The sequence below is a fragment of the Lysinibacillus sp. G1-3 genome, assembly GCF_056322905.1.
Genome location: NZ_JBWHYQ010000010.1, coordinates 87,483 through 100,541, shown reverse-complemented (window position 1 = coordinate 100,541; position 13,059 = coordinate 87,483). Strand labels below are relative to the sequence as shown.

The window sequence follows — 13,059 nt, the reverse complement described above, 5'->3', positions numbered from 1 at the left end:
TGAACGAGTATGCTAGAAATTAAAAATATTCATAAATCATTTGGTAACAATGAAATTTTAAAAGGTGTCGATTTAGCCATTGATAAAGGAGATGTTGTCGTTATTTTAGGTCCCAGCGGCTCGGGAAAAACAACATTATTACGTTGCATTAACTTTTTAGAGAAAGCCGACCAGGGACATGCGACATTTGGCGATATCCAAGTAGATTTTCAAAATGTGAAGAAGAAGGACGTACATTCTATTCGACAACGGGTAGCCTTTGTATTCCAAAATTACAATCTTTTTACGAATAAAACAGCGCTAGAAAATGTGACAGAAGGGCTTATTATAGGACGTAAAATTCCAAAGACAGAAGCCATAGATATTGGCAAAAAAGCGCTTGATAAAGTAGGTTTATCAGAAAAATATGATGCCTACCCAAGTCAATTGTCTGGAGGCCAGCAACAACGAGTCGGTATTGCACGGGCAGTAGCGTTGAACCCTGATATTATTTTATTTGATGAACCGACTTCTGCACTTGATCCAGAGCTAGTAGGAGAAGTCCTTCAGGTTATGAAAAACATTGCAGCAGAAGGGACAACGATGCTTGTTGTCACACATGAAATGGGCTTTGCAAAAGACGTAGCCAACCGAGTGATTTTTATGGACGGTGGTGTCGTTGTAGAAGAAGGAAGCCCACATGATATATTTGTTAATCCGAAAGAAGAGCGCACGAAGAAATTCTTAAAACGTGTAATTCCTGAGGATTATAATTACTACATTTAAAAAAGAGAATCTGCTAGCCTTTAATCGAAGCATGCAGATTCTCTTCTTTATTGAAATTAAAGTTTTAAAAAATGGGTTAACTCATTAATGGAATATATATGCAATTCGTGCATAGCTCGTGTACAAGCTGTGTAAAAATAATTACGTTCTGTTTCTCTAAAATAAGTAGCTGAGGAAGCATTGTATATTAAGACAGCGTCGAATTCAATTCCTTTTGCCATATAAGCAGGCAACAGTAAAATACCTTTTTTAAATTGATTTGTATGATGAGTAATGAGCTGAATATCTACTTGGTCTTTCATTTGTTCAAAAACCTTCGTACACTCTTGCTCTGTTTTACAGATGACTGCAATTGTTTCGAAATTTAGGGACAAGCTGTTAATCTTTTCGACAAGCTGTTCGATTAAATCTATTTCATTCGAAACAATCGTGATCGTCGGTTCTGAACCAGTTCGATTAAAGGCTTCTACTTTTGCGTTCTCATGTAAAATCTTCGAAGTAAGGTGAATAATTTGTTTTGTTGAGCGATAACTTTTCGTTAATATTATTTTTTCTGCTTGTTCACCATACAATTGTGGCGTCAGCAGTGAAGGGTTTTTAAAGGTATGTGGATGGATAGTTTGATGTCCGTCGCCTAATATAGTCATACGTGCACGTGGAAATAATTGTTGTAATACAAATAGCTGAAATGGAGAATAGTCTTGTGCTTCATCAACCAAAACATGACGAATCATCGTATTTGTTCGTTGACCTTCTATTTTGTCCTGCAAATATAAAAATGGAGCGGCATCTTCATATGAAATAATGCGCTTTGTTAAATTAGGGAGTGTTTGTTGACAGATTTCTTCCCAATGGTCGGGTAAAAAGTTCTGTAATTGCTGATGAATAGTATTGTTCATATCAAACAGTTGACGATAAATGCCTAACAAATGAACGAACTTTAATTGTTTCACAGATTGACGAAGTGGCTTGAGCTGTTTTTTGACAATTTGGATGGCTATTTTCTTGCGCTCTTGCTCAAAATCATCAAAGGAGTTTTCTGAAAAGCGACCTTCATGTAAAAGTTCACTATAGGTTTTTGTATATTCTTCAATGTCTAACAGTTCACTAGCTTCTTCTACCCATTCTTTCGTCCGTTCTGTCTTTTCAATTTTCGATAGTTGTTGTAATAACCATTCTTTCACTAACTGTAGTCGATTTGGAATGGGAATTGTCGCATTGAACGAATAAAAGTACTCAGCAATTTCTTGCGCTGTAATAATTCTTTCTCCTCGAAAAACGATGTTTTTAAATAGCAAACCGTCATCGGCAAGGTACTCTATATATTTGTCCATCACTTCTCGATATTGGAGGCTAGCTTTGAAAGAAATAGTAGTAAGCTTCGTTTGGTAGAGCAAGTCATTTTTCTCTGTTAAAAGTGACTCCAATTGCTCGTAAGGATACTCCAATTGGAACTGTCGACCTAAACGTTTTGTTGCATATTCGGAGAAGGTTAATTGCTGCATATTATCTTCACCTAAATCCGGTAAAACGGTATGAACATATTGATTAAAGAGCTGATTAGGTGTAATCAATAAAATTTGATCAGCAGTAATTTGGTCTCGATAATGATACAACAAATAAGCAACGCGTTGGAGAGCAACAGCTGTTTTTCCACTACCCGCGACACCTTCTACAATGAGATAAGGCGTGTTGACATGTCGAATAATTTTATTTTGTTCGGCTTGAATCGTTGCTACGATGCTACGGATATGTTCATTTGCATTTTGAGCGAGAATATCGAGTAATAAGTCATCACCTATTGTTAATCCAGTATTAAACATCGATTGCAATTGACCATTCTTAATGATAAATTGCCGCTTTAAAAGCATCTCACCTTGAATGTCGTCAGTCGCTGTTTCATAAGTAGCTGGGCCAGGGGTGTAATCATAATACATACTTGATATAGGGGCTCGCCAATCATAAATTAGTATGTTTTCATTATCTTCATCCATTAAGGTTGCTACACCGATATAAATCTTTAAAGGTTCGTTTTGCCCATCCTGTAAAAAATCAATGCGAGCAAAATAAGGTGATTGCAGTAAGCGGTCATAAGTTTTTACATCCTTGATGGCACGTTGCTGAGCATGTTGAGAATCGGATAAGAGCTCCGCCTGTTGTTTAATAGCATAATAAGTTTCGTCTATATCCTCAGGAGTATCTAAATTCACTCTGACGTCATCCCAAAAGGTTTTCTTCAATGTTAAAACATTGTCTCTAACATCCTTTTCTTTTTGTAGTAACTCCTCTTTTTTGTGATCAACTGTATTTAAACAAAGAATAAGGTACTGATTTTCTTCTGTTCGTTCATATTGCTGTTCCAATGTTACTCACATTCCTTTCAAAATGGATTTAGAATCGGGAAATTTATCATACAGCTAGTTTGGAAAGAAGTATAGTCTAGTAATTTTGGCAAATTTATGATATAATTAAATTATAAAAGAAAATCAAATTTTTGATAAAAGACTGTTCCTGAAAAGTTGGGGCAGTCTTTTTTGTAGCCTGATTTCTCTCTTTTGGAGAATGTTACTTTTTATGGATAGTATCCTATCTTTTGGTATGGCATCATGAGTTTAAGGTGATGGAGGTGGAGGTTTGCTAATTCCTTATGAAATGGCGCCGCGCCTTGTGATAACGCACCTTTATGATTAATGTAGTGTTGTCGCTGACGCTACGCTTTCGCACAGATGTTGGCCCGAGAGGCTAAATGGATGCCTTTAAGAAAGCGTCCGGTAGGAACGAAGATCAACTCCACGTTATGATAATTATCCCTGTGTCTCTTTGTTGTTATTTTAACCATCAAAAATTAATGTCTATACTTTAAAGCTAAGCTGATGGTTAATTTTTGATAAATAAGAAGAATAGAAGTCGATTACAAACTAAAGAATATGTTTCTATAAACGATATAGACACTTGAAAGGGGGTGAAAAAATGAAGGTGATATTTACAGTTGGGTTACCTGGTAGTGGTAAGAGCACGTTCGTTAAGGGGCTAGCCAAAAGCGAAAACGCGCTTATTCTTTCAAGTGATGCTATACGTCAAGAGTTATTTGGTGATGCTACAAGGCAGCAATCGCGAATGGTATTCCGTGTTTTGTATGAGCGTTTAAATGAATGTGTGGCCAAAGGGCAATCTGTTATTGTTGATGCGACAAATATCGAGAGAGAACGTAGGATATTTGCTATAGGTAAAATGTCTCGTTATGTAAAGTTTGTTTGTTATTATTTTGATACACCTTATGAATTGTGTGTATCAAGAAATCAACAAAGAAAGAGAAAAGTTCCGTTAGTAATTATGGAAAAGATGAGAAAGAATTTGGAGTTTCCGATAGTGGGGGAAGGGTTTGAAGAGGTGCATATTGTACATGAAGCGAGTCCGTATGAAATGTCAAAAGAGCAGTTTATTTCACTAATCCAAAGTGAAACCACATATGAGGAGCTTTTTCAGAAGTTAAGATCAGTCCAACCATTTAAGGAAATTTATCAATTTAATCAAGAAAATCCGTATCATCAATTTTTCCTTTGCCAGCATACGTATTTTGTTTATGAATATATGAATGAATACTATATGGAGAGTGACAAGCTTGCACTACAAATAGCTGCTCTATTTCATGATGTAGGGAAACCGTTTTGTAAAAAATATAAAGAATTACAACAAAGATATGGATATTATGGACATGAAAATGTATCTGCTCAAATGGTATGCCATTTTTTATTAGAACTTGGCTTTGAAGAAGACTTTGTTTTAAAGGTTGTTAATTTAGTGCAATTTCATATGTTAATTCAATATGGAGGCGATAATGGATCGAGTAAGATTTATCATTTATTAGATGGTGACTTATTAACAAAGCTTTATTTCTTTCGTGAGGCAGATCAATTTGCGAAGTAGATGTAAATAAAGGAAGTGAGTTTATGACCAATTTGATGAAATATCCAAGAAGCTTTCATTTGCCGTGGAGTAGAGGGTATACACATGATGATAAGGTTGCTAAAAATGTTAATCATTTTATTGGAAAAGAGGTTGTTGTAACCGAAAAATTAGATGGGGAAGGAACAACACTGTATCAAAACGATATGCATGCTAGAAGCTTAAATTCAGGAGATCATCCATCTAGGCATTGGGTAAAAACGTTTCATGCTACATTTGCATTCCAAATTCCAGAAGCGTGGAGATTATGCGGTGAAAACGTTTATGCCAAGCACTCCATTTACTACAATGAATTAACTAGTTACTTTTATTTATTTAGTATTTGGAACGAAAAAAATATGTGTTTAAGCTGGGATGAGACAGTCCATTATGCAGCTAAACTGGGGATTGAAACGGCGCCTGTATTATATCGGGGCATTTTCGATGAAGAAAAAATAAAGAAGACGTTTACAGGAAAATCACTTCTTGGGGGTGAGCAGGAAGGGTATGTTATTAGAAATGCGGCTTCCTTCCATTATGATGATTTTCGATTTAATCTAGGGAAATTTGTGAGACAGAATCATGTTCGAACAAGCGAACATTGGTTAAACGAAGAAGTGATACCTAATCAATTGAAATAAGTGAGGCATACCTACTAAAAGAAAAAGGACTGAGAAAAATGTAATTCTTTAATTTGAAATCAATAAAAAATAATGTATATGAGGAAGTATGCAGTGGCTGCATGTCCCTTTATAAAATAGGGATTCACAGGTTCGATTCCTGTCAACCTCACTAAATGAAATAATAGAAAAATTAGTTTTTGGATATAGTGTCGACATTGAAGCATGTCCACTATATAAAAATGAACGCCCAAGCGAAAATGGGCGTTCATTTTTTATAGCTGGTTATTTTGTGTAGTTATCAAAATAACCTTGGATATAAATCATTGGTGTTCCTTTGTCGCCTGAACCTGAAGTTAAATCTGAAAGAGAGCCGATTAAGTCTGTTAAACGACGAGGCGTTGTACCTTGAGCGGCCATTTGCCCAGTTAAATCTTCATCTTTGTTTTGGATATACTCAGAAATGGCTGCTTTTAATTCTTCGCCGCGAAGTTCCGCAAAATCGTTATCCGCTAAGTATTTTAGTTTTACTTCGTTTGGTGTGCCGTCTAATCCAGCTGTGAAAGCTGGAGAAACAACAGGGTCAGCTAACTCCCAAATCTTACCCACAGGATCTTTAAAAGCACCATCACCGTAAACCATTACTTCAACTGTTTTACCAGTAGCTTCCTTGATCTTTGCTTGGATGCCATCAACGATTGGTTGGCAAGTATGTGGGAATAATTTTACGCTATCTTCAGTAGCTTTATTTGAACCAAGTAGACCATATTCTGCATTAAAGCCAGAGTCGTTATTAGGCTCAGATAAAATATTATCAAGACTGTATACTTTTTCGGCACCATTTGCCGTTAAAATACGTTTTGTGCGTAAGCGTGTATGAATATCACAAGTTAAAACGCTCTTCGTAAAATCTAAAATTGTTTTTGGGTTGTTTGAAAAGATAACTTCACAAGACGCGCCTTCAGCTTCGATTAGTTCTTTATAATATTCAATATAATCTACGCCTGTAAATGTATGTTTTTTATAGCCGAAATGCTCACGGAATTCAGCCTCAGTTAAAGTATCTGTCCAAGGATTAATCCCTTTTACATCTAGCTCATCGATATCAACTAGGTGGTTCCCAACTTCATCAGATGGATAGCTAAGCATAAGAACAACTTTTTTAACGCCTTTTGCAATACCGCGTAAGCAGTTAGCGAAGCGATTGCGGCTTAGGATTGGAAAAATAACACCAACAGTATCATCACCAAACTTAGCAGCTACGTCCGCTGCGATGTCATCGATGGATGCATAGTTACCTTGTGCACGCGCTACGACAGATTCTGTTACTGTAACGATGTCACGATCTTCAATTGAATAGCCTTCAGTCTTTGCTGCGTTTAATACTGTATCAACAACAATTTGCTCAATATTATCGCCTTCGTTAATAATCGGACCACGAAGACCTCTTACTACTGTACCAACTACACGTTCCAAAATAATCTCTCCTTATTAATAGATAAATGTATGATTAATAGTTATGCCTCGGCATGATTGCGTCTGGAACCGGCTGTGGGTTTCACAAAAAAACTCCTTGCCGATTCTTTTTCGCCTACTGAAAAAAGTTAAATATTGTGAAATTAAATCAATATGGTTTTACTATACGCCTCTTTAGTGATATAAGTAAAATTAATAGTTCGTATAATAGCTATAAGAGGTGCTTATATGATAGGGAAATTAGATTTATATCGCGTTTTTAGTATTGTTGCTAAAAATAATAGCTTTTCAAGTGCTGCTAAAGATTTATATATGACTCAACCAGCTGTTAGCCAAGCTATGATGCAATTAGAAAAGGAGCTCGGCACACGTCTTTTTAATCGCACACCTAAAGGGGTGACATTAACAACTGAGGGCAGCCTTCTGTATGAATATACAAATTCAGCATTAGGCCTTTTAGATGCTGGCGAGGAGAAGCTGCTAGAATTTAAAAATTTAACAACAGGTCAGTTGAAAATTGGGGTAGGGGATACTATTTCTCGTTTCTTTTTAATGCCTTATCTAGAGGCATTTCATACGATGTATCCAAATATAAAATTACAAATGTTAAATGGAACGACTTCGGAAATTTGTAATTTTATTAAATCTGGTGAGGTTGATATAGGACTTTGCAATTTTCCGATAGAAGATCCGACATTACAGTTAACCGCTTGCACAGAGGTTCAAGATATTTTTGTATGTGGCGAGAAGTACAAAACGTTGGCTTCAAAAAGTATAAGCTTTGAGGATCTACTAAAGTTTCCACTTATTTTTTTAGAGAAAAAGTCTAATTCAAGAAAGTACGTAGAAGATTATTTGTTTGCAAGAGGAATCCATATTGAACCTGAGTTTGAGCTTGGTTCACATGATCTAGTGCTAGAATTTGCACGAAGTAATTTAGGGATTGCCTGTGTAACGAAAGAATTTTCTAAGGATTATTTGCAACGTGGCCTTTTATATGAGTTAACATTAATAGAAAGTATTCCAACACGAAGCATTGGCATGTGTTATTTAAAAAGTGTGCCTTTATCTCGAGCAACGTTGAAATTCGTAGAAATTATTGAGCAAAAGCAGGAGCGTAAACGTATAAATCCAAGATTTATACAGTGAGCTTAGAGAGTAGTGTTGAAAAATAAAATGATGAAGAAGATCTTTGTGAATGTTGTAGTGCTTTAGCTGAGGGTGATTTTCATACCCCCAGGAAAGCGCCTAGCCGGAACGGAAATCAACCCCTTGTTTTGCCGAAGAGTTATATATTTAAGCTTTTTTTAATAGTGCCTCTATAAGAGTGTCAACATTTCGTTTGTTTTTCATTGTAGGTGAGTACAAATAAGAAAATGTTCGTGTAAAATGTTGATCCTCGAGAGGTAAGATTTTTATATCGTTATTTTTTAATTCACGCTCAATGACACTAGCGGACAGTAATGAAAGTCCAAGCCCTTGAATCACGCTTTCTTTCACACCTTGATTACTACTAATAGTAAGAAGTGAACGTACTTGGAGCCCGTTTGCTCTAAATAAATGATCTAAGTAATAGCGTGTTCCAGAGCCATCTTCACGTGCAACCCAATTTTGCTGCTGTAAGTCCGCAACCGTAATAGTTGGTACCTTTGCAAGAGGGTGATTACTCGCACTGACAATAAATAATTCATCTTGCATAAACGGATGAATAATAAGTTCATGGTCGTGTGCCTGTCCTTCAATAAGACCGATATCGACTTGTAACAATTTTGTATATTGAATGATTTCTTTCGTATTGCCAATAATAACTTGAAGCTCTAACTGGGGGAATTGCTGTTGTAGGCTAGCTATGATAGGAGGCAAAATATATTCGCCAATTGTAAAACTAGCCCCAACCACAAGTGTCCCTTGGATTTCATGATGATAGGTTAAAATATCTTCCTTTGCTGCTTCCGCAATTGCCAGCATCTGTTTAGCTCGTTTATATAAAATTTCTCCAGTTGGGGTGATTTGTACAGATTTTGGTGAACGGATAAACAAGGTCGTTTGAAATTCTCGTTCTAAGTTTTTAATGTGTAAACTGACACTCGGCTGTGAAATATGAAGTATTTCGGAGGCTTTCGTAAAATTATTGACTTCTACCAGTGTGATAAATGTTTTTAAAGCATCATACTGCATATCGTCACTCCTATCATTAGAAATATTAATAATTGCCATTATATATATGTATTTTACTAATGATTAACTTTCTAATAAAGTATTAATCATCAAGGATGAAAGAAGTGAACAATATGGATAATGGACAACGTAGGTTAAAAAGTTTCCTGACCCCTGCGTTTATGAAGGGGATATTGTTGACACTCATTATTGCCTTAGTGGCGAAGTATATTTCGACATTTCCGTTCTTCTCAATATTAGGGCAGCTTGTCATTGCCATTATATTAGGTATGACTTGGAGAGCAGCCTTTAAGGTGCAGAATACTTGGCAAACAGGCATCACATTTTCAAGTAAAAAATTATTACGCCTCGGCATTATTTTATTAGGTATGCGTTTGAATTTAATGGATATTTACAATGCTGGAGCGAGTGTCTTTCTTATCGCGTTTATTAATCTAGTATTTGCTTTACTTGTTGTATATGGCTTAACGAAGGTATTTCATGTCGATAAGAAACTCGGTATATTAACAGCTTGTGGCACAGCTATTTGTGGAGCTGCTGCCGTTGTCGCTATTGCTCCTCAAATTAAAGCAAATGAAAAAGAGACAGCAGTGGGCGCAGCGATTGTTGCATTATTAGGGACTGTATTCACATTAGTCTATACGGTGTTATACTCAGTATTTAATTTAACCCCTACTGAATATGGTATTTTTGCGGGAGGCACTTTACATGAAATTGCTCATGTTATTGCAGCAGCCTCTGCTGGTGGGAATGAAGCAATTGATATGGCGGTTATTGTTAAGCTAACACGTGTCGCATTGCTTGTACCAGTAGCCATTGTCATCGGTATTTTATATCGGAGAATGGACAAGAAGCAGGAAAAGGAAGGATTTTCACTGTCAATCATTCCATGGTTTATTCTCGGGTTTTTAGCGATGAGTGCTATTAATTCATTAGGGATCGTACCAGCTAATGTAGCGCAAACATTTGTAAATATCGCTTATATTTTAATCGGCATGGCAATGGCCGGACTAGGTTTAAATGTAGACATAAAAACCTTTAAACAATTAGGTGTAAAGGCGTTTATTGCCGGACTGATCGGTTCGGTTTGTTTATCAATACTTGGATATGTTTTAGTTATTTTCATGCGATAAAGTATTAAAAAACCTGCATTTTTAAAAATGCAGGTTTTTTTTAGATAGAATCAGAAGATATGTTAGTTATTATCCCGCTTCCTCGGAAATAGTGAGGATAGGAGATATAAAATCAATTATGCCTCGGCATAATTGGGTCCGGAATCGGCTTTGTGCTTAGGCCTGCAAGAGGGCCGACACGTACCGAAAGCGTAGCGACAGGTACAGGAGTTTGGACACCTGCTGAAAAAGTTAAAAGTTAGCGTAATGCTTCAATTGAAGAAGCTAATTCAGCTATAACTATTTTGCTACCGATCATTGGACTGTTTTTAGGTTTTCCACCCTCAGAGCTTTGTCCAGGACGGTGATGTGCCGCAGCGAATGCATCGCTATTTCGCCAAGCTTGGAAATGCTCCTTTGTCTCCCAGTACATATTGACGCTCATTTCGTCATAAGTCGGATCATCAGTTGAAACTAGTACCTCTACTTTATGGAAGCCTTCAAACTGTTGTAGAGGACCTGGTTTTGTAAAGTTCGGTGCCATTTTTGCAGCAAAGCCGGGTTTGACTTGAATACGATTTGTAACAACAATCATGCTTTTCCCCCCTAATCATTTTTAGTTAAAAAAATCTACTATACGAATGAATTATCAATGATTATCATTCGCAATCAATGATAATTGGCTTAGGAAGACATTGTCAATAGATTTAAATTGTAAATAGCTCGATATTTGAAGTGTTGGAACCATACATAGAAATATACTTCGCTATAAGAATGAACAGACGCACTAGCTCCTGACATTTAACTGACATAATCCGATGATATAATGAAAATACGAATGAGCTGGTAACGAGGTGAAGGACATGGCAAAAATATTAGTAGTAGAAGACGAATATGCAATAAGTCAAGTTTTGAAGGCATATTTGAAAAAAGTAGGCTTTGATGTTGTGCAATGTTTTAATGGTGGACAGGCATTGGATATATTTCAAAAGGTGCAACCTAATTTAGTATTACTCGATATTATGTTACCAGAAAAAAATGGTTGGTTCATTTTAAAGGAAATTAGAGAATGTAGCTCTTGTCCAGTGATCATGCTAACGGCATTAGGCGATGTAAATAATCGATTAGAGGGTTTTGATCAAGGTGCAGACGATTATATTGCAAAGCCATTTATAGCTGATGAGGTAGTAGCAAGAGTAAAGGCAGTTTTAAGACGTGCTGAAGGAAGTTATAGATCTTCAGAAATAAAACGCTTTGGTGAGCTAGAGATTGATATGAAAGGCCACCGAGTGCTACTTAAGGGAGAAGAAATTATTTTAACGCCTAGAGATTTATCGGTGCTCTTATTTTTGGCAGAACACCCAAATCAAACATTTACACGTGATCAACTGATCGATCAAGTTTGGGGATGGGAGTATGAAGGTAGCGATAGAGCGGTGGATTTAGCTGTGAAGCGACTCAGAAAGGTACTTAAGGAGTGGGATGAGGAAGAGGGAGAAATAAAGACACTACGTGGATTGGGGTATCAGCTAAGTGTTCACAAAAAATAAGCGAGTATCTTTACGCAACTATTGGACAAGCCGCTATTTACTAACGCTCTTTGTAGGTCTAGCTATTATCTCTTTTATTTCTGCGGCATGGATTCGACATACGACGTTTCAAAATCGACTAGAGATGATGGAATTTATAGCAGATGAGACTGTATTTCGCCTAACAGATACTTCTGGACAAAATAATGGACCTATGGGAGGGATTCCAGGGTTTATTGGTAATCGTGAGCGATCTACTATGCGAGAAATTGATCCCGTTTTATATGTTGTAGATACGGCAGGCAATATAGTAAGCAGCAATCGACCGATGCCTCCGGGGAGTGAAAAAAATGTTGCCAACTTACTGGATAGTGAAGAAGGGACAAAGAAGATAACTTTAACGAGTGAGGGACGAGAGTTAGCTCAATATGTCGTAAAACGAAAACTTGAAAAGGACAATAAGGTAGTTGGCTGGGTGCTTGTCTTAGAGAAAAAGGACAATTTAACGAAGGTTAACCAAGCATATGGACAACTGGCATTATTAATTGGAGCACTTGCTGTATTAGGTTGGGGTGCTATTTATTTTTTATCAAAACGTTTAGCGTATCCAATAAAACAAGTTGCCGAAGCCGCAAAGCAAATGCAAGAAGGAAACTATACATTGGATTTGCCTCAAAATATTAAGGAAGAAGAAATTTATGAGCTCGTTAGTTCTTTTAAGGAAATGGCGAATAAGCTAGAACAATTAGAAAAGACTCGAACGGAACTATTAGCAGGCGTCACCCACGAGCTAAAAACACCAGTTACATCAATTAGTGGATTATTGCAGGCAGTGAAAGATGGAGTCGTTACAGGTCAAGACGCTAGTGAATTTATTCAAATGGCGCTAGTAGAAACGACGAAAATGAAAACGATGGTCGGTGATTTGCTAGCTTACAATCATTTTGCGGTAGATGCAATTCCAGTAAAGCTTGAAACAGTAAGTGTTAATCAATTAGTACGTGATGCTGTAGCACAATGGGAAGTCATGCAGGATAATGAAAATGTTAAAATACAAACGGATCTCCTTACAGAATCTGCTGATGTACACGCGGATGTTGTAAGAATACAGCAAATAGTTACAAATTTATTGACGAATGCAAAGCAGGCAATGCAAGAAGGGATCGTTACCGTAAAGCTTATGGAAAAAGAGGATGCTGTATCAATTACTGTAAGGGACACTGGATACGGTATTCCTCAAGAAGATCAAGCATTTATCTTTGAGCGTTTTTATAGAGGCGAAAATAAAAAATATGCGGTCCGTGGGTTAGGCTTAGGATTATCACTTAGTAAAATGATGGCGCAATCTATAGGTGGTGATTTACGCTTAATTGACAGTAATTCATCAGGAACATGCTTTGAAATTATACTAAAAAAGGCTATTACGCTCTAAAA

General features: G+C 36.7%; 11 protein-coding genes. 7 read left to right on the top strand and 4 right to left on the bottom strand.

Going from position 1 to position 13,059, the window contains the following annotated elements; all coding sequences use genetic code 11:
* The first annotated feature begins 9 nt into the window (after positions 1–9).
* Positions 10–765, top strand: a complete 756-nt coding sequence (locus ACVYAD_RS12355; protein ID WP_349660217.1) for an amino acid ABC transporter ATP-binding protein — start codon at positions 10–12, stop codon at positions 763–765.
* Positions 766–821: 56 nt separating this feature from the next.
* On the opposite strand, the gene helD is transcribed toward ACVYAD_RS12355, so the two are convergent.
* The gene (gene helD / locus ACVYAD_RS12350) at positions 822–3,128 is read right to left on the bottom strand and encodes an RNA polymerase recycling motor HelD (RefSeq protein WP_476426623.1); all 2,307 of its coding nucleotides are present in this window, start codon (positions 3,126–3,128) and stop codon (positions 822–824) included.
* Positions 3,129–3,735: 607 nt separating this feature from the next.
* On the opposite strand from helD, the gene ACVYAD_RS12345 reads away from it, so the two are divergent.
* Both ACVYAD_RS12345 and ACVYAD_RS12340 read left to right on the top strand, forming a co-directional pair.
* Entirely contained in the window at positions 3,736–4,692 is a 957-nt protein-coding gene (locus tag ACVYAD_RS12345) for an AAA family ATPase (protein ID WP_476426622.1), read from the top strand.
* Between the two features lie 23 nt (positions 4,693–4,715).
* The gene (locus ACVYAD_RS12340; protein WP_349660220.1) at positions 4,716–5,351 is read left to right on the top strand and encodes an RNA ligase family protein; all 636 of its coding nucleotides are present in this window, start codon (positions 4,716–4,718) and stop codon (positions 5,349–5,351) included.
* A 264-nt stretch (positions 5,352–5,615) separates the two neighbouring features.
* Here the strand turns inward: ACVYAD_RS12340 and ACVYAD_RS12335 are convergent, their stop codons facing one another.
* On the bottom strand, positions 5,616–6,806 hold the full coding sequence (locus tag ACVYAD_RS12335; protein ID WP_476426621.1) for a coenzyme F420-0:L-glutamate ligase: 1,191 nt from the start codon (positions 6,804–6,806) through the stop codon (positions 5,616–5,618).
* A gap of 228 nt (positions 6,807–7,034) precedes the next feature.
* Between ACVYAD_RS12335 and ACVYAD_RS12330 the strand changes: the two genes are divergently transcribed.
* Positions 7,035–7,955 (top strand): LysR family transcriptional regulator, encoded by a 921-nt coding sequence (locus ACVYAD_RS12330; protein ID WP_349660222.1) that lies wholly within the window; start codon positions 7,035–7,037, stop codon positions 7,953–7,955.
* A 147-nt stretch (positions 7,956–8,102) separates the two neighbouring features.
* Here the strand turns inward: ACVYAD_RS12330 and ACVYAD_RS12325 are convergent, their stop codons facing one another.
* Complete coding sequence (locus ACVYAD_RS12325; protein WP_349660223.1) at positions 8,103–8,984, bottom strand: LysR family transcriptional regulator; 882 nt, start codon at positions 8,982–8,984, stop codon at positions 8,103–8,105.
* A gap of 113 nt (positions 8,985–9,097) precedes the next feature.
* On the opposite strand from ACVYAD_RS12325, the gene ACVYAD_RS12320 reads away from it, so the two are divergent.
* Positions 9,098–10,117 (top strand): YeiH family protein, encoded by a 1,020-nt coding sequence (locus ACVYAD_RS12320; RefSeq protein WP_476426620.1) that lies wholly within the window; start codon positions 9,098–9,100, stop codon positions 10,115–10,117.
* A gap of 238 nt (positions 10,118–10,355) precedes the next feature.
* Here ACVYAD_RS12320 and ACVYAD_RS12315 read toward each other — a convergent pair whose 3' ends face one another.
* Positions 10,356–10,691, bottom strand: a complete 336-nt coding sequence (locus ACVYAD_RS12315; protein ID WP_476426619.1) for a heme oxygenase — start codon at positions 10,689–10,691, stop codon at positions 10,356–10,358.
* A 268-nt stretch (positions 10,692–10,959) separates the two neighbouring features.
* Between ACVYAD_RS12315 and ACVYAD_RS12310 the strand changes: the two genes are divergently transcribed.
* Positions 10,960–11,646, top strand: a complete 687-nt coding sequence (locus ACVYAD_RS12310) for a response regulator (RefSeq protein ID WP_476426618.1) — start codon at positions 10,960–10,962, stop codon at positions 11,644–11,646.
* The gene (locus tag ACVYAD_RS12305) at positions 11,630–13,057 is read left to right on the top strand and encodes a sensor histidine kinase (RefSeq protein ID WP_476426617.1); all 1,428 of its coding nucleotides are present in this window, start codon (positions 11,630–11,632) and stop codon (positions 13,055–13,057) included. Before ACVYAD_RS12310 ends, ACVYAD_RS12305 begins: the two co-directional genes overlap by 17 nt.
* Positions 13,058–13,059 lie beyond the last annotated feature (2 nt).